Consider the following 15,531-nt stretch of genomic DNA (forward strand, 5'->3'; position numbering starts at 1 on the left):
TGCCCCCGAGGACGACCCGCGGATCGCTTACGCCACGTCGTCGGCGATCCGGTGGCGCAGATGGGCGTAGGCCCAGGCGGCGAGGGTGGTCGGGGTGGTGGTCCGGAGGGTGCGGGGCTGTTCGGGTACGAAGTCCTCACGTAGGCCGGTCGACATGCCGAGCACGGCCTCGACCAGGCTCTCGGCCGCCCCCGCCCGGCGGAGTCGCGCGCGCATGGCGTCGTCGGTGATCCGCTCGACGCCGATCCGCCGACCGGTGGCGGCGGTGAGGATGTCGCCGACCTGTCGCCAGGTGAGGTCGGCGGGCCCGTGAACGGCCTGTACGCACCGGCCGGACCAGAGGGGGGACAGCAGACGGGTGGCGGCGACCTCGGCGATGTCGCGCGGCGCCACCCACGCCATGGGCTGGTCGAGCGGAAGGATCACCTGGAGGGTGCCGGCGCGTAGGGCTTCGAGCTCGAATTCGAGGTTGGTGAAGAAGTAGCCGCAGCGCAGATGGGTGACGTCGACGCCCGTGCCGTCCAAGGCGATCTCGGTCTGCGCCAGGCCGTCGATCTCACCGGCACCGTGGCGCTTCTCGGCGCCGACGCTGCTTTGGAACACCACGCGGCCGATCCGGTTCTCGGTGACGGCGCGCACCACGCCGCTGGTGGCGCGGGCGTATTCGGCGAGGGGGTCCCCGTGGCCGCTGGTCGGGTTCACCCAGAACAGGGCGTCGATACCGCGGGTGGCGGCCACCACCGCGTCGGCGTCGTACTGGTCGACCGGCACCGCGTCCACCTCGTCCCGGACCTCGGGCGCCAGCCGCCCGGGGTCGCGCAGCAGCACGCGCGGCCGGACCCCGGCGCGGACGAGCGTGGCGACGACGTGGCGGCCGACGTTTCCGGTCGGGGTGGTGACGGCGATCCGCATTGGTTGCTTCCTCTCCTCGATGGCTCGACCGCACCCTAGGAACCAAGGCGGCCGGAAGCTGTCCTCCTCTCCTGGAAGGCTGGGGGAATGGAGCTCGATCCGACGATCAGGACCTTGACCATGCTGACGCTGCTGCAGTCGGGGGGCGAGTGGACCGCCACCGAGCTGGCCGAACGGCTCGGCACGAGCGTCCGCACCGTGCGACGCGACGCCCAGCGGCTGCGCCGCCTCGGGTACACCGTCGAGGCCCGCCCGGGGCCGGGCAGCGCCTACCGGCTGAGCCCCGGGACCAGGATTCCGCCGCTGCTGTTCACCGCCGACGAGATCACCGCACTGGTGGCCGGGCTGCATGTGATCCGCGCCTTCCTCCCCGAGGAGGCGGTCGCCTCGAGTGCGTTGCTCAAGCTGGACCAAGTGTTGCCCCGCCCACTGCGACGCCGTGCGGCCGCCACCGACCTGGCCACCGAGGTGCTCCAGCAGCCCGGCGCCGTGGTCTCGGCGGCGACCGTCGGTGTGATCGCCGACGCGGTGGCCGAGGACGGCAGACTCCGCTTCCACTACACCGACCAGCACGGCCGCCCCTCCACCCGCCTGGTCGAGCCGTACCGCCACTTCCTGCGCGCCGGACACTGGTACCTCGTGGCATTCGACGTCGACCGGGACGACTGGCGCACCTTCCGCCTCGACCGGATCACCGACATCTCCCGCGTGGCGGGCACCTACCGGCCGCGCGCGTTCCCCGATGAGTCCATCGAGCACTGGCTGACCACCGACTTCGGCCGCGCCACTCACGGCATGGCGTGACGTTCCGGGACCTCCGAGCCCCGCTGGAAGGTCCGCCGGTAGGCGGAGGGCGTGGTGCCGAGGGCGTCGCGGAAGCGGGCACGGAGGTTGGTGCTGGTACCGAGGCCGCTCTGGGCGGCGATCCGCTCGATGCCGAGGTCGGTGACCTCCAGGAGTTCGCGGGCGTGGTTGACACGGGCGGTGAGCAACCACTGGTGCGGGGTGACACCGGTTTCCTGGCGCCACATGCGGACCAGGGTGCGGGTGGAGACGCGGGCGTGGCGGGCGAGGACCTCCAGCGTGAGGGGTTCGTCGAGGTGGCCGAGGGCCCAGTCGCGGGTGTCGGCGAGGGTGTGGGCGGTGGGCTCGGGCAGGGACTGGGCGATGTACTGCGCCTGGCCGCCATCGCGGTGCGGCGCGGCCACCAGTTCCCGGGCGATGTCGTTGGCGACGGCGGCGCCGAGGTCCTCGCGGACGATGTGGAGACACAGGTCGATGCCCGCGGTCACACCCGCGGAGGTCAGCAGCGGATCGTCGTCGATGTAGAGGACACCGCGGTCCACCCGGACCCGGGGGTAGAGCTCTTCGAGCTCGTCGGCGCTGGCCCAGTGCGTGGTCACCGTACGGCCGTCGAGCAGCCCGGCCGCGGCGAGTGCGAAGGCGCCGGTGCAGATGGAGGCGATACGGGCGCCTCGGCTGAAGGCGAGTTTCAGGGCCGCCGCCACCTCGGGCGCCGGTGGCCGCTGATATTCCCAGTAGCCGGGCACGATGATCGTGTCCGCCTGGGCCAGGGCCGGCAGCCCGGCGGTGTCCCCGACCGTGAAACCGGTGCTGGTCATGACGCTGCCACGGGCTCCGCCGCACACCGTGAGTTCGTACGGCGTGTTGGGCCGTGCGTTGAAGATCTGCGTCGGGATGCCGAGGTCGATCGGGAGGACCCGGGGCAGCACCAGGACCGCGACGCGATGAGGGGCCATGACTCCAATATTACGGCCGTAACTTTCCCGCCAGACCGGACGGCCGGGCGGGAACCTGCGGCGGCCACCGGTGACCGTGTCCCGAAAGTTGCGAAGGGTGGCAGACGAGCGTGTGGTTGATCGAGAAGGGCTGGACGAGGATCGTGCCATGAACAGCGTGACCACCACGAAAACCCCCATCGGCCGGTACTTCGACGTGAAGGGCGGGCGGGTCTACGGCCACGTCCGCGAGGGCGACGGGCCGGCCCTGGTCTTCCTCCACTACTGGGGCGGCTCCCACCGCACCTGGCGGCCGGTCATCGAGCGCCTCGGCCCGACACGGGCGTTCGTCTCGTACGACCACCGCGGCTGGGGCGAGTCCACCGAGGTGCCCGGCCCCTACGGCATTGAGCAGCTCGCCGACGACGCCGAGCGCGTCATCGAGGAACTGGGCTATGGCGATTACGTGGTGGTGGGCCACTCGATGGGCGGAAAGGTGGCCCAGGTGCTGGCCTCCCGCCGCTCCGCCGGACTGAAGGGCGTGGTGCTCGTCGCACCCGCTCCGCCGGCTCCGGTCGGTGTGACGCGGGAGTTCCAGGAGGCGCTGGCGCATGCCTACGACAACGACGAGACCATCGACCGCAGCATCGATCTCGTCCTGACCAGCGGCGAGCTGTCCGCCGAGGCGCGCCGCCAGGTGCACGAGGACAGCTCCCGGGCGGGCGAGGCGGCGCGTATGGCCTGGCCGCGCGAGGCGCTGGTCGAGGACTTCGCGGACCGGGTCGGTGCGATCGACGTTCCCGTACTGGTGCTGGCCGGGAGCGACGACAAGGTGGACCCGCCGCATGTCCTGCGCGACCACTTGCTACCGCTGGTCCCCACGGCCACCCTCACCGAGCTCGGTGGCACCGGCCACCTGTCGCCGCTGGAGGTGCCCGACCAGATCGCCTCCCACATCAGCGCGTTCATCGCACGCCTCCGCTGAACGGTGCCACGGCGTTCATCGAGACCGGCCGCCGCCGCGGCCGGTCTCCTCCTCGGCCGTCTGGCGCCATGCCACGGCCGACGCGCCACGTTGACCGCGGCCGTGCCGCTCGGCTATCCATGGGCCAAGGACCCTTACCGAGAGGATCACCCACCGTTGCCCGACATCCACGCCGACGGCGCCGTGCCGGGCTTCGGCATCGACGCCATCCACGAGGCCGCGCGGCGCCTGACCGGCCATGTGGTCCGGACGCCGCTGCTCAACTCCCCGATGCTGGACGACCTCGTGGGCGCCCGCGTCCTGGTCAAGGCCGAATCTCTCCAGCTGACAGGCTCGTTCAAGGTGCGCGGGGCGCTCAACGCGCTGCTCACCCTGGACGAGGACGCCCGCCGTGCCGGGATCGTGGCCTACTCCGCCGGCAACCACGGGCAGGGCGTGGCCGCCGCGGCGCGGCTCGCCGGGTGCCCCGCGGTCATCGTCATGCCGAGCACCGCCCCCCGTATCAAGGTCGACAACTGCCGCTGGTGGGGCGCCGAGACGGTCCTGTACGACCCGCGGACCGAGGACCGGGAGGAGGTGGCCCGGAAGATCGTCGAGGAGCGCGGGATGACGTTGGTCCCGCCCTTCGACGACCCCCGTGTCATGGCCGGGCAGGGCACCGTCGGCCTGGAGATCGCCGAGCAGGCGCGCGAGCTGGGTCTGACCCCGGACACGGCCCTGGTGAACTGCAGTGGCGGCGGGCTCGCCTCCGGTGTGATCACCGCGCTCGACGACGCGTTCCCCGGTCTGGCGAACCACATCGTCGAACCGGCGGGCTTCGACAAGATGGCCCGGTCCCTCGCCACCGGCCGCGTGTGCGCCAACCCCCACCCGCCCGGCGGCCTCATGGACGCCATCTCCGGTCCGGTGGCCGGTGCGCGCCCCCTGGCCGTCCTCCGCCACTACGACGTGACCGGCCTGACCGCCACCGACGAGGAGGCCCTGGCCGCCATGGGCACGGCCCACCGCCTCCTCAAGATCGTGGTGGAACCGGGCGCCGCCGCCTCCCTGGCGGCCCTGCTGTCCGGGAAGGTGGACGTCCGGGGCAAGGTCGTGGCGCTCGTCGCGTCGGGCGGCAACGTCGATCCGTCGGTCTACCGCAAGGCCCTGGCGGACTGACATCCACCGAGGAGCACGACGCCGACATCGCGCTGGATGACGGACGGGCGTGCCGCGGGCCCCGGAGGTCGATGGCCGTCCATGGCCGTCGACGTCCGGGGCACGCGGGGGTGTCCTGCCTCAGGCGCCGGCGGGGACGAGGGAGTCGTCCTCGGGGTGGGCGCCGGGGAGCTGGTGCCGGGCGGCGATCAGGGCGGCGTCGATGTCCCGGGTGCCGGTGACGACGCACAGCGTGTACGAGACGTCGGCGAGCCGCTGCCGCGCTTCCGGACTGCCGTTCTCGGCGTGCAGCATGCGGAGGGTCTCGTACTGCTGGATGAGGTCGGTCAGAACGGCGGGGTGGGCCATGAGCATGGCGGGCTCCTTCTTCTCCTGAGGGCGGGGCCGGGCGTTGTTATGCGGGGGCCGGAATCCGGTCGTGCCGGGTCTCGGCCTCGACCTGGTCGCGGATCCGGGCGCAGCTGCGGGAGATGAGGCGGGAGACATGCATCTGGGAGATGCCCAGCTCCTCGGCGATGCCGGCCTGGGTCATATCGCGGAAGAACCGCAGATACAGGATGTGCTGCTCCCGCTCCGGGAGCCGGTTCAGGCACGGCTTGACCGATTCCCGGGCGATGACGGTGTCATAGCGGGTCTCGGGCCGGCCGAGGGTGTCGGCCAGGGAGTAGCCGTCGTCCGCGCCGGCGAGTTCGGCGTCCAGGGACAGGGACCGGAAGCTGTCGATGGCTTCCATCCCGGTGAGGACGTCCTCTTCGCTCATGTCGGCGGCCCGGGCGACCTGGGACACGGTGGGGGAGCGGTCGGTGCCTTCGGCCGCGGCGAGGTCCTGAACGGTGGCGCGGACCTTGTTGCGCAGCTCCTGCACCCGCCGGGGGACGTGGAGGTCCCAGGCACAGTCGCGGAAGTACCGCTTGAGTTCCCCGACGATCGTGGGGATGGCGTAGGGCTGAAAGGCGCCTCCGCGTTGGGGGTCGTAACGGTCGACGGCCTTGACCAGGCCCAGGGCGGCGACCTGCTCCAGGTCCTCCAGATTCTCCCCGCGGTTGCGGTAGCGGCGGGCGAGGCGGTGGGCCATCGGCAGCCATGCCTCGACCAGCTTCTCGGCCAGGGACTCCCGCTCGGGTCCCTTGGGCATGGCGGCCAGTCGCGCGAAGTCGGCCGCGGTGTCAGGAGTGTCGTCGTGGCGGCGGCGGGCGCCTGCACACGTGGCGCTCATCAAGGTCCTCTTCTCTCCCGGCTTTGTTCGTGGTCGAGCAAGCGGGAGGACGGCACGGCACGTCTGGGGTGCACAGCGCGCGGCGCGCGCCTCCCGCCAGGTGCCTGCCTTCCGAAGCACTTTGGTCACTCACTCTTCTAGCCAGGGCCATGGACCTCAAACCAATGAATTCATGAATTCTGGTTCGTGTTCGGCCCGTTCGGAGCCGCCGCGCACGCGCACAAGACGGACGCCGTCGCGTGCCCCGGATGGATCGGGCCGGACAGTTACCGCTCTCCCGCACCGCGTGGCTGGACGCGGAAGTCGAAGGCGAGGCTGCCGGGGTCAAGCGCCGTCGCGCCACCGTCAACGGTGAGGGTCGCGCCGTTGACATAGGACGCGGCGGGAGAGAGCAACCAGCTGATCGCTTCCGCGACCTCGCGCGGGTCGCCCGGGCGGCCCATGGGCAGGAGCCGGGTCGCCTCCTCGTAGGCGGCCTCCACGCTGCCGTCCTCCAGCCCCGCTTCGGTCGCGAAACGCGCCATGCGCCGGTCGGCCATCTCGGTGCGCACCCAGCCCGGGCACACGATGTTGGCCCGCAGCCCCTGGCGCCCGTAGTCCACGGCGAGGGAGCGGCAGAGTTGCAGCAACGCCGCCTTGGACGTCGCGTAGACGGCGTTGCCGGTGCCGTTGCGCAGGGCGGACACCGAGGCGACCGCGACCACCGCGCCGCGCGTCCGGAGCAGGTGGGGGACGGCCGCGCGCAGGAGCAGCAGCGGACCGGTGACGTTGGTGCGCATCACCTCGTCCCAGTCCTCGAGCGACAGGTCCCCCACGGCTCCGCCGCGCCCGATGCCCGCATTGAGCACGAGCCCGTCGAGTCGGCCATAGGAATCCAACGCCACCTGGACGAGATCGGTGGCGGCCTCGGGGTCGCCGACATCGGACGGGTGGGCCAGCGCCCCGGTCTCCTCCGCGAGACGCCGCAGTGGTGCGGGCCGCCGCCCGGATATGACCACGTGGTGGCCCGCCTCACGCAAGAGACGGGCACTGGCGGCCCCGATGCCCGTACCCCCACCCGTCACGATGACAACTCGCTGCTCCGCCATGCCCGTTCAAGCCTCCTGCCGTGACATCACCCAAGGTGCTTGATCGTACGCGCCGCGCGCTCGGACGAGGCCGAGCCGAGGCTCCCCGTCGCCGGCCGCACCCCCGGCGTCTCAGGCGGCGACCGTGTCCCGGTAGCTGCCGAGCCTGCCCTTGTGGAAGACCAGGGGCTCCCCGGGGCCGGTGGACATGCGCAGCACGCGGGCGATGACGATGAGGTGGTCGCCGCCGCCCAGCTCCTGCTCCGGTTCGCAGTCGAGCCAGGCGACGGCGCCGTTGATGCGCGGGGCGCCGTCGGGGGAGGGGTGCCAGGGCACATCGGCGAACTTGTCGCCGCTCTTGCGGGACAGCGACCGGCACACCGCGTCCTGCCCCTCGGCGAGGACGCTGGCGCTGAACCGGCCGCCGCGGCGGACCTTGGGCCAGCTACGGGAGGCGCGGGCGACGCTGAAGGCGACCAGCGGAGGGTCGAGGGAGAGCGATGCGAAGGTGCCGACGATCAGGCCGACGGCCTGCGCCGAGGTGGGTTCCACGCCGGTCACCGCCACCACGCCGGTGGGCAGGTGGGACATGACGTGCCGGAAGTCCATCTGGTCGATCCGGCGGCCGGAGGCGGTGGTAGGGGCGGTGGTCATGGTGATGCTCCCTTCGGTGTGGTGGAACGGGTGAGATCGTCTGCCGGTGCGCCGACGGGCCGGCCAGCGCACCGACGGGTCAGGCCAATGCGCCCACCCCGCCCGGCAGTTGGCCGCCCGCGCGCCGCGCGGCGCGGATCCTGGAGGCCGGGTGGTCGGGCAGGGTGCGGCGCCGGCCCGCGCCGTAGAAGCTCTCGCGGAGGGTGGTGGCCCGCTCGTCATAGGCGTCACGGGCCAGGCCCTGCCGCCGCAGCTCCGGGAGCGCCAGCTCGATGAAGTCCTCCCAGCCGCCGGGCTTGGTCGCGTAGCTGAGGTTGAATCCGTCGAGGTCGGCCTCGTCCCGCCAGGTGCGCAGCTCGGCGGCGACGGTCCGCGGGGAGCCGACGACGACCGCGCCGGTGCCGCCGATGCCGATGAACTCGGCGATCTGCCGGGAGGTCCAGGTCCGGGTGGGGTCCGCCTTGGAGAACATCTCCACGATGGAGCGCGAGCCGTCCACGTCCGCGTACTGGAGCGGCATGTCCGGGTCCAGCGTGCTCAGGTCGATCCCGGTCCAGCCCGCGTACCGGGCCAGCGCGCCCTCGTAGCTGACGTTCGCGAGGTGGCGCTCGTACTTCTCCCGCGCCTGTGCGTCGGTGGGCGCGACGATCACGGTGATCAGGGCGAGGATCTTCACGCTCCCGGGGTCACGTCCGGCCGCCGCGACCGCGGCCCTGATCCGGTCGACGCTGTGCCGGGTGAGCTCGGGCGTCATCGTGTTCACGAAGACCGCTTCGGCGTTCCGCGCGGCGAAGAGCATGCCCCGCGAGGAGGCACCGGCCTGGAAGAGCATGGGGGTCCGCTGTGGCGACGGCTGGCACAGGTGGACGCCGGGGACCTCGAAGTAGGTGCCCTTGTGGCCGATGGGGTGGATGCGCCGGGGGTCGAGATAGGCACCGGCCTCCGCGTCGCGGACGACCGCGTCGTCCTGCCAGGAGCTCTCCCACAGCTTGTAGCAGACCTCCAGGTACTCGTCCGCCATGTCATAGCGCTTGTCGTGCGGGATCTGCGTACCGAGCCCGAGGTTGCGCGCGGCCGATGCGCTGTAGGAGGTGACGATGTTCCAGCCGACCCGGCCCGCCGTCAGATGGTCCAGCGTGCTGAACTTGCGGGCCAGCGCGTACGGCTGCTCGTACGTCAGGGACGCGGTGACGCCGAAGCCCAGGTGACGGGTGACCGAGGCCATCGCCGGGACGACCAACGCCGGGTCGTTGATCGGGAACTGGGCGGCGTCGCGCATCGCGGCGTCGGGGGACCCGCCGTAGACATCGTGATATCCGACGGTGTCGGCGAAGAAGATGCCGTCGAAGCAGGCGTCCTCCAGCATCCGAGCCGTGTCGGTCCAGTAGTCCACGTCGGTGTAGCGCCGGCCCTCGTCCTCCGGGTCACGCCAGGAACCCGCGGTCAGATGGGCGGGAGCGGCGACGTCGAAGGCGAAGAACTTCAGCGGCTGATTGCTCATGCTGCGCTCCAGGGCGAGAGGCGGGGCCTTCCTGCGGTGAGAGTTCCGCAGAGCACCTGAGGTGGGAGAGTGGGAGCGTTCTGCGTTCAGTATGCGAACGCGGCGTTCATTTGAGCATGCTGAAGTCTCGCGAGGGCCGGTGTCAACAGGCCGGCCCGACGCGGCACAGGGGCGAAGCCCCTGGACCCCGTGGTCTGAGGCGGAGCCCCCCACGCGGGGGAGCCGCACGTCGACGCTGCCGGGAAGGGGCGGGGACGGGGGGCCCACCGCGGGCGTCACGACCCGTCTCAGGACCTTAGGCGGACGGCGAGTCCTGCCAGAACGCCTCGGTCAGGCGGTCGACGATGGACCGCATCTCCTGGAGGGCCTCGGGGATCCGGTCCCGGCCGAACCGGTACCGGGGCCCGTCGAGGGCCAAGATCGCCACCAGGGTCCCGGACGAGTCGCGGATCGGGCGCGCCAGGGACAGCAGCTCTTCCTCGAGTTCGTTGTCGATGACGCCGAAGCCCTGCTCGCGGACCTGCTCGAGATCCTTGAGCAGGGTCGCGCGATCGGTGATGGTGCGCGAGGCGTACGGCTCCAGCTTCTCCGGCAGGAGCGCGATCACCTGCTCCACGGGCATGTCGGCGAGCAGGACCTTGCCGGTGGAGCTGGCGTGCAGGGGGTAGTGCTCGCCGACCGTGTTCCGCGGCACGATGCTGACCACGTGGGAGCCCCGGGCCTCGGCGATCAGCTCGACCCCGCCCCTGAGGTCCGGTACCGACAGGGTCACCGACTCGTTGAACCTGTCCGCCAGCTCCTGGAGCAGGGGCTGGGCGCGGGCGGCGAGGCCCGCGTGGGGGTCCGCGTACCGGCCGAGCCGGGCCAGCTCCCAGCCCAGGACGTAGTTGTTGTCGACGCGGTCGACGAGCCCGCTCTGCTCCAGGCTGTACAGCAGGCGGAAGGCGGTGGGCCGGGAGATCCCCGCCGCCTTCGCGAGGGTGGTGACGGTGGCTCCGGACCGGGGCTGGGCCGCCAACTCGCGGAGCAGCCGGACACCTTTGGTCACGGACTTGTTGGTCATGTCCGCCGGTCCGGACGCGTCGCTCATGGGGCCCTTTCGTCGTGCGGAGTCGCTCCGCCCGCGACCCTTCCCTCCACCGTACCGTCGTCCTGTTCGGGGAGTGAACGCCGTCACCGCGAGGAGCCGGGAGCCGCGGCCGCGCGAGGTCTTGACAGCGGGCGGCGGGTGCGGCCCACTATCCGTACGCGTTGATGTGAACGTCACGTTCACTATGTGGACGCACCTCGGAGTCGGGGCTCGACGAAGGAGGACTCACGTGCCCGCGCAGGCAGACGTCGTCGTCATCGGAGCCGGAGTCGCCGGCCTGATCACCGCTCGCGAACTCGGCCGGAAGGGAGCGCGGGTCGTCGTCCTCGAGGCGCGTGACCGGATCGGCGGCCGGACCTGGACCGATCACCGGCTGGGGCGGGACCTGGAGATGGGCGGCACCTGGGTGCACTGGGTCCAGCCACACGTCTGGGCGGAGATCACCCGCTATGGCCTGGAGATCACCCGTGGCCCCCGCTCGGAGGAGACCTACTGGCTCGCCGGTGACCAGGTGCGCCGCGGGACCCTGGACGACTTCATGCGGCTCATCGACCCGGGCATGACCCGGCTGCTGGAAGACACCATGAGGTGGATCCCCCGCCCGAACGCACCGCTGACCGTCCCACGGCTGGCCGACGTCGACCAGTTCAACCTCCAGGAGATGCTCGACGACCTCGAGCTGTCCATCGACGAGAGGAACGCCAACGAGGCCGCGTGGGTCGGCCACTTCAACGCCCCGCTCGACCAGTGCGCCTACACCAGCGCCCTGCGCTGGACCGCCGCCACCGCCGGGTCCTGGCACCTCATGCACGAGGCATCCGCGATCTTCCGGCTCACCGGCGGCACCCGGAGCCTGGTGGAGGCCATCGCCGCCGACGCGGAAGCCGACATCCGCTTGTCCGCGCCGGTCCGTTCCCTCACCCACGACGCCCACGGCGCCGAGATCACCTACGGCGAGGGACGCACCATCACCGCCCGGCGTGTGGTGATCACCGTGCCGCAGAACGTCCTGCACCAGCTCGACATCGCCCCCGCGCTGCCGGACGGCAAGCTCCGCCCCAGCCTGGAGAAGACCGCCTCCCGTGGCGCCAAGGCGTGGATCCGGGTCCGCGGCCGCATCAAGCCCTTCTTCGCCTACTCCTCTCAAGCCCACCCCCTCTCCGTGGTGCGCACCGAGTTCATCGGGGAGGACGACGCCGTGCTGGTCGCCTTCGGCCCGGACTCGACCCGGATCGACGTCAACGACCCGCGGGCCATCGACGCGGCGCTGAAGGTCTGGCGCGCCGACCTCGAGGTGGTCGAGGCCGGCGGCCACGACTGGATGGCCGACCCCTACTCCCAGGAGACCTGGCTGATCCAGCAACCCCACCAGCTCACCCGCTACCACCGCGCCCAGCAGGAGAGCACCGGAGTCCTGCACTTCGCCAGCAGCGACTACGCGAACATCTGGGCCGGTTTCATCGACGGCGCCATCGAAAGCGGCACCCGAGTGGCCCGCCAGGTCCACCGGGACCTCCAGCAGCCCTCCGGCGGCTGACCGGCTGGCGCCATCTGATTCCCCTCGTACGCCAGGAATTCGCCCACCGCGCCGCCACCGCGGCGTCCGCCCTGTCCGGGTGAAACGCTCCGCGACAATGGAACGGCAACGGTGTGCGGCGGAGTACGCCACGGACGCTGGAGGAATCCTGTGCCGCTGACCTCGAAACCCCTGCGCAAGCTGGGCTTCTTGACCATTGGACTGTTCGACGAGGCCGACCCCCGCCGGGGCCATGAGTCGACACTCGAGATCATCGAACTGGGCGAACGGCTGGGTTTCGACAGCGCCTGGGTGCGCCACCGCCATCTGCAGTACGGCATCTCCTCTCCCATGGCCGTTCTGGCGGCGGTTTCACAGCGCACCAGCCGCATCGAACTGGGCACGGCCGTCATCCCCATGGGATGGGAGAATCCGCTGCGGCTGGCCGAGGACCTGGCGACGGTCGACATCCTGTCCGGGGGCCGTCTCAACCCGGGGGTCAGCGCCGGTCCGCCGCACCATTACGACAAGGTCAAGGGCGCCCTCCACCCGGACACCGCCGACGCCGAGGACTTCGGCCACGAGCGTGTGCGACGGCTGCTGGACTGCGTACGCGGCGAACCGGTCACCGACTTCAGCGGTGTCGAGGGCTTCGAGGTGTTCTCCGACCGCGTCCAGCCGCACGCCCCGGGGCTCGGCCGTCGCATGTGGTACGGCGGTGGCAGCCTGCGGTCGGCCCAGTGGGCCGGCGAGCATGGAATGAACCTGCTCACCAGCAGTGTGGTGAAGGCGGAGGAGTCCGAGGACTTCGCCGAGATCCAGCTCTCGCACATCCGGACCTTCCGCGCCCACCACCCCGACGGCGACCGGGCCCGTGTGTCCCAGGGGCTCGTCGTCATCCCCACCGACACCGCCTCACCGGAGCAGCGCGCGAAGTACGAGCAATACGCCCAGCAGCGGCTGCCGCGTACCGCCACGCCCCAGGGGCCGGCGCGCATGATGTTCGCGCCCGATCTCGTCGGCACCTCGGAGGACATCGCCGAACGGCTCACCTCGCACGCCGCGTTCCGGGAGGTCGAGGAGGTGGCGTTCGCGCTGCCCTTCACCTTCGACCATGAGGACTACGTCCAGATCCTCACCGACATCGCCACCAAGCTCGCCCCGGCACTGGGCTGGCAACCGGCCCCGTAGCGCTTACGAAGGCTTGGACGCGTGCCCGTGCTGGTGCGCGTGCCCGTGCGCGTGGATCGTGGCCATCGGTCCTCCTCACCAGAGCGACAGCGAGCGGTCGAAGATCCCGGCGAGGTCGTCCTCGGTGACCTCGCGCGGGGCGGTGGCCAGCAGCCGCTGCTGCTTCATGGCGCCGTCCACCAGTGCGGGGATGTCGCCCTTGTCGTAGCCGACACCGCCGATGCCGTCGGGCATACCGATGTCGCGCATCAACCGCTGGATCGCGGTGGGCAGATACTCGGCGGGGTCGGCGGGGCGTTCCATCCCCGGGGCGAGGAGCTCCGCGGCCCGCAGATGCCGCTCGGGCTGGGCGCCGAAGGTGAAGCGGAACGCCTCCGGCGCGGTGAGCGAGACGGCCATCCCGTGCGGCACCATCGGCTCGTGTGCGGGGTAGCCGGCGGGGTGGAAGTCCTTCACCTGCCCGGCGATCGGGTAGGCGTTGGCGTGCGGGATGTGCACGCCCGCGTTGCCGAAACCGAGGCCGGCGAAGGTGGCCGCCAGAGCCATGTCGGAGCGCGCCTCGGGGTCGTCCCCGTCGCGGACCGCGGTACGGAAGGACCGTGCCAGCAGGCGCAGCGCCCGTTCCGACCAGGCGTCGGAGATGGGATTGGCGCCGCAGTAGGGCACCCGCTGCTCGGGGTGTTTGCGCGGGTAGGTGTCGTACGGGCGGGCCGTGTAGCTCTCCAGCGCGTGGCACAGGATGTCCATGCCGCTGGCGGCGGTCACCGCGGCGGGGAGGGTGAAGGTCAGATCCGGGTCGATGACCGCGAGCGTGGGCCGCAGCCGGGCGTGGCTGATGCCGGTCTTGACCTTCAGCTCCAGCACGTCGAGCACGCAGATGGTGGTGGACTCGGAGCCGGTTCCGGTGGTGGTGGGGACCGCGACCAGCGGTTTGAGCGGGTTCTCGGGCGCCAGCGCCCTGCCCACGGGCGCGTTGACGTAGTCCATCAGCGTGCCGGGGTTGGTGCTGAGCAGGTTGACGGCCTTGGCGGTGTCGATGCTGGAGCCGCCGCCCACCGCGACGAAGGCGTCCCACGGGCCCGACGCCCGCGCGTGGTCGACCGCCTCCCGCAGGCTGACGTCGGTGGGCTCCACATGCACGCCGTCGAAGACGTGGGCCTCGATGCCGAACGCGGTCATCCGTTCGGCGACGCGGTGTGGCGCTCCGGTGGCGGCCACCCCGGCGTCGGTGATCACGAGGACCCGGCGGACCCCGTGCTGGGAGAGGTCGAAGCCGATCTCGTCGGATGCTCCCGGCCCGAACTTCAGCGCCGGGGCGCCGTAGGTGAACACGGACTCGGGTCGGGCCGGAACGGTGCTGCTCATACGCGTCCCTCCTGGGATCGGAGTAGGTCCCGGCGGCGCGGCGAGCCGGGCTCGGAGCGCCGGCCGGGTCCGGACGATCAAGCGTAGAAGCCATCGGGGGCGAGCCGCGTCGAGCGCGGCTGCTCGGTGAACGGTACGGGCTGTCGGCGGTCAACGAGGCGTACGCGGCGCCGGCGCGGGGGGCCACCGGCCGTGCGGTGATCGTTCCCGGTCCTAAGGTGTGAGTGAGCTGTGAGCGCGGACCGGCTCACCAACGGAACCGGTCGTAGGGGAGATTGATGAACGAGGAACTGGTCGCGGAACTGGGCCGACGGCTGTGGCAAGCGGGCAAGGGAGCCGCCGCGGTCGACTCCGCCGCGGTCGACTCGGCCGTAGTGGACTCGGCCGCGGTCGACTCGGCCATGGCCGATCAGCTCGATGGTCTCGCGATGGCCTACGCCGTCCAGGGCGCCACCCACGACCTGGCGATCGCGGCCGGTGAGCGGGCGATCGGCTACAAGGTCGGTCTCACGGCACGGCCCGCACGGGAGACGTACGGTGCCGATGAGCCCGCCGCCGGCTACCTGCTCGCCGGCGGGTTGCTCGCGGACGGCGAGTCCCTCGCCACGACTGGGCTGTTCGCCCCACTGGCGGAAGTGGAGGTCGTGTTCACCCTGGGCGAGGCGCTGTCAGGTCCGCGGGTGACCGCGCGGAACGTCCGCGACGCGACCGCCACCGTGGCACCGGCCTTCGAGATCGTCGACAGCCGGTGGCGCGGCGGGGCGCGGACGCTCCCCATGCTCGTCGCCGACAACACCAACGCCGCTCGCGCGATGGTGGGCCCCGCGGTCGCGCCGTCGGCGTCCGTGGATCTGTCGAAGATCGCCGCCACGCTGACGATCGGCTCCCGCACGGTGCCGGGGAGCGCGGCCGCCGTCATGGGCGACCCCGCCGAGGCGGTGGCGTGGCTCGCCCGGCATCTGCTGCGCGGTGGAAGGCGACTGGAAGCCGGGGACATCGTCCTGAGCGGCACCCTGTGCGCCCCGACGGCGATCAGCGCCGGCGACCACCTGGTGGCCGACCTCGGTGAACTGGGCCGGATCGCCCTCGACGTCAACTGACCACCGGAGGGCTGGGGCCGCTCCCCGCGCTCGGCGA

Annotated in this window: 15 protein-coding genes; 6 read left to right on the forward strand and 9 right to left on the reverse strand. The window is 71.6% G+C overall.

All coding sequences use genetic code 11. The features are described from left to right. Nucleotides 1-27: 27 nt before the first annotated feature. Nucleotides 28-912, reverse strand: coding sequence for an NAD(P)H-binding protein (locus ACZ6TD_RS39155; RefSeq protein WP_471345766.1), 885 nt, complete (start codon nt 910-912; stop codon nt 28-30). Between the two features lie 120 nt (nt 913-1,032). Between ACZ6TD_RS39155 and ACZ6TD_RS39160 the strand changes: the two genes are divergently transcribed. Further along, nucleotides 1,033-1,716 (forward strand): helix-turn-helix transcriptional regulator, encoded by a 684-nt coding sequence (locus tag ACZ6TD_RS39160; protein WP_471358440.1) that lies wholly within the window; start codon nt 1,033-1,035, stop codon nt 1,714-1,716. Here ACZ6TD_RS39160 and ACZ6TD_RS39165 read toward each other — a convergent pair. After that, entirely contained in the window at nt 1,701-2,672 is a 972-nt protein-coding gene (locus tag ACZ6TD_RS39165) for a GlxA family transcriptional regulator (protein WP_471345768.1), read from the reverse strand. The genes ACZ6TD_RS39160 and ACZ6TD_RS39165 overlap by 16 nt on opposite strands. Nucleotides 2,673-2,820: 148 nt before the next feature. On the opposite strand from ACZ6TD_RS39165, the gene ACZ6TD_RS39170 reads away from it, so the two are divergent. Beyond that, complete coding sequence (locus ACZ6TD_RS39170) at nt 2,821-3,636, forward strand: alpha/beta fold hydrolase (protein WP_471345770.1); 816 nt, start codon at nt 2,821-2,823, stop codon at nt 3,634-3,636. A gap of 156 nt (nt 3,637-3,792) precedes the next feature. Next, complete coding sequence (locus ACZ6TD_RS39175) at nt 3,793-4,794, forward strand: threonine ammonia-lyase (protein WP_471345772.1); 1,002 nt, start codon at nt 3,793-3,795, stop codon at nt 4,792-4,794. A gap of 120 nt (nt 4,795-4,914) precedes the next feature. Here ACZ6TD_RS39175 and ACZ6TD_RS39180 read toward each other — a convergent pair whose 3' ends face one another. From ACZ6TD_RS39180 to ACZ6TD_RS39205, 6 genes are all read right to left on the reverse strand, one after another. After that, entirely contained in the window at nt 4,915-5,148 is a 234-nt protein-coding gene (locus ACZ6TD_RS39180) for a DUF5133 domain-containing protein (RefSeq protein WP_471345774.1), read from the reverse strand. A gap of 40 nt (nt 5,149-5,188) precedes the next feature. Beyond that, nucleotides 5,189-6,010, reverse strand: coding sequence for a SigB/SigF/SigG family RNA polymerase sigma factor (locus tag ACZ6TD_RS39185; RefSeq protein ID WP_471345776.1), 822 nt, complete (start codon nt 6,008-6,010; stop codon nt 5,189-5,191). A gap of 266 nt (nt 6,011-6,276) precedes the next feature. Then, nucleotides 6,277-7,098, reverse strand: coding sequence for an SDR family NAD(P)-dependent oxidoreductase (locus tag ACZ6TD_RS39190; protein ID WP_471345778.1), 822 nt, complete (start codon nt 7,096-7,098; stop codon nt 6,277-6,279). A gap of 111 nt (nt 7,099-7,209) precedes the next feature. Continuing rightward, nucleotides 7,210-7,731: a flavin reductase family protein gene (locus ACZ6TD_RS39195; RefSeq protein ID WP_471345780.1), complete on the reverse strand. Its 522-nt coding sequence runs from the start codon at nt 7,729-7,731 to the stop codon at nt 7,210-7,212. Between the two features lie 79 nt (nt 7,732-7,810). Further along, a complete protein-coding gene (locus tag ACZ6TD_RS39200) occupies nt 7,811-9,232 on the reverse strand; it encodes an LLM class flavin-dependent oxidoreductase (RefSeq protein WP_471345783.1) in 1,422 nt (473 codons plus the stop codon). Between the two features lie 295 nt (nt 9,233-9,527). After that, on the reverse strand, nt 9,528-10,322 hold the full coding sequence (locus ACZ6TD_RS39205) for an IclR family transcriptional regulator (RefSeq protein WP_471345785.1): 795 nt from the start codon (nt 10,320-10,322) through the stop codon (nt 9,528-9,530). 229 nt (nt 10,323-10,551) lie between these two features. Here ACZ6TD_RS39205 and ACZ6TD_RS39210 point away from each other — a divergent pair, with 229 nt between their 5' ends. Then, nucleotides 10,552-11,859 carry a flavin monoamine oxidase family protein gene (locus ACZ6TD_RS39210; RefSeq protein WP_471345787.1) on the forward strand — a complete coding sequence of 436 codons (1,308 nt, stop codon included), beginning with the start codon at nt 10,552-10,554 and terminating at the stop codon, nt 11,857-11,859. Between the two features lie 150 nt (nt 11,860-12,009). Then, nucleotides 12,010-13,029, forward strand: a complete 1,020-nt coding sequence (locus ACZ6TD_RS39215; protein ID WP_471345789.1) for an LLM class flavin-dependent oxidoreductase — start codon at nt 12,010-12,012, stop codon at nt 13,027-13,029. A gap of 75 nt (nt 13,030-13,104) precedes the next feature. On the opposite strand, the gene ACZ6TD_RS39220 is transcribed toward ACZ6TD_RS39215, so the two are convergent. Further along, complete coding sequence (locus tag ACZ6TD_RS39220) at nt 13,105-14,394, reverse strand: hydroxyacid-oxoacid transhydrogenase (protein WP_471345791.1); 1,290 nt, start codon at nt 14,392-14,394, stop codon at nt 13,105-13,107. A 278-nt stretch (nt 14,395-14,672) separates the two neighbouring features. Here ACZ6TD_RS39220 and ACZ6TD_RS39225 point away from each other — a divergent pair, with 278 nt between their 5' ends. Beyond that, nucleotides 14,673-15,494, forward strand: coding sequence for a 2-keto-4-pentenoate hydratase (locus ACZ6TD_RS39225; RefSeq protein ID WP_471345793.1), 822 nt, complete (start codon nt 14,673-14,675; stop codon nt 15,492-15,494). The last annotated feature ends 37 nt before the right edge of the window (nt 15,495-15,531 follow it).

The organism is Streptomyces yongxingensis (assembly GCF_055597465.1).

Bases quoted from the DNA above. Each gene is read 5' to 3' on its own strand.
- ACZ6TD_RS39205 (WP_471345785.1), bottom strand. From the start codon at position 10,322: ATGAGCGACGCGTCCGGACCGGCGGACATGACCAACAAGTCCGTGACC.
- ACZ6TD_RS39160 (WP_471358440.1), top strand. From the start codon at position 1,033: ATGCTGACGCTGCTGCAGTCGGGGGGCGAGTGGACCGCCACCGAGCTG.
- ACZ6TD_RS39195 (WP_471345780.1), bottom strand. From the start codon at position 7,731: ATGACCACCGCCCCTACCACCGCCTCCGGCCGCCGGATCGACCAGATG.
- ACZ6TD_RS39200 (WP_471345783.1), bottom strand. From the start codon at position 9,232: ATGAGCAATCAGCCGCTGAAGTTCTTCGCCTTCGACGTCGCCGCTCCC.
- ACZ6TD_RS39185 (WP_471345776.1), bottom strand. From the start codon at position 6,010: ATGAGCGCCACGTGTGCAGGCGCCCGCCGCCGCCACGACGACACTCCT.
- ACZ6TD_RS39155 (WP_471345766.1), bottom strand. From the start codon at position 912: ATGCGGATCGCCGTCACCACCCCGACCGGAAACGTCGGCCGCCACGTC.
- ACZ6TD_RS39190 (WP_471345778.1), bottom strand. From the start codon at position 7,098: ATGGCGGAGCAGCGAGTTGTCATCGTGACGGGTGGGGGTACGGGCATC.
- ACZ6TD_RS39180 (WP_471345774.1), bottom strand. From the start codon at position 5,148: ATGCTCATGGCCCACCCCGCCGTTCTGACCGACCTCATCCAGCAGTAC.
- ACZ6TD_RS39220 (WP_471345791.1), bottom strand. From the start codon at position 14,394: ATGAGCAGCACCGTTCCGGCCCGACCCGAGTCCGTGTTCACCTACGGC.
- ACZ6TD_RS39170 (WP_471345770.1), top strand. From the start codon at position 2,821: ATGAACAGCGTGACCACCACGAAAACCCCCATCGGCCGGTACTTCGAC.
- ACZ6TD_RS39225 (WP_471345793.1), top strand. From the start codon at position 14,673: ATGAACGAGGAACTGGTCGCGGAACTGGGCCGACGGCTGTGGCAAGCG.
- ACZ6TD_RS39165 (WP_471345768.1), bottom strand. From the start codon at position 2,672: ATGGCCCCTCATCGCGTCGCGGTCCTGGTGCTGCCCCGGGTCCTCCCG.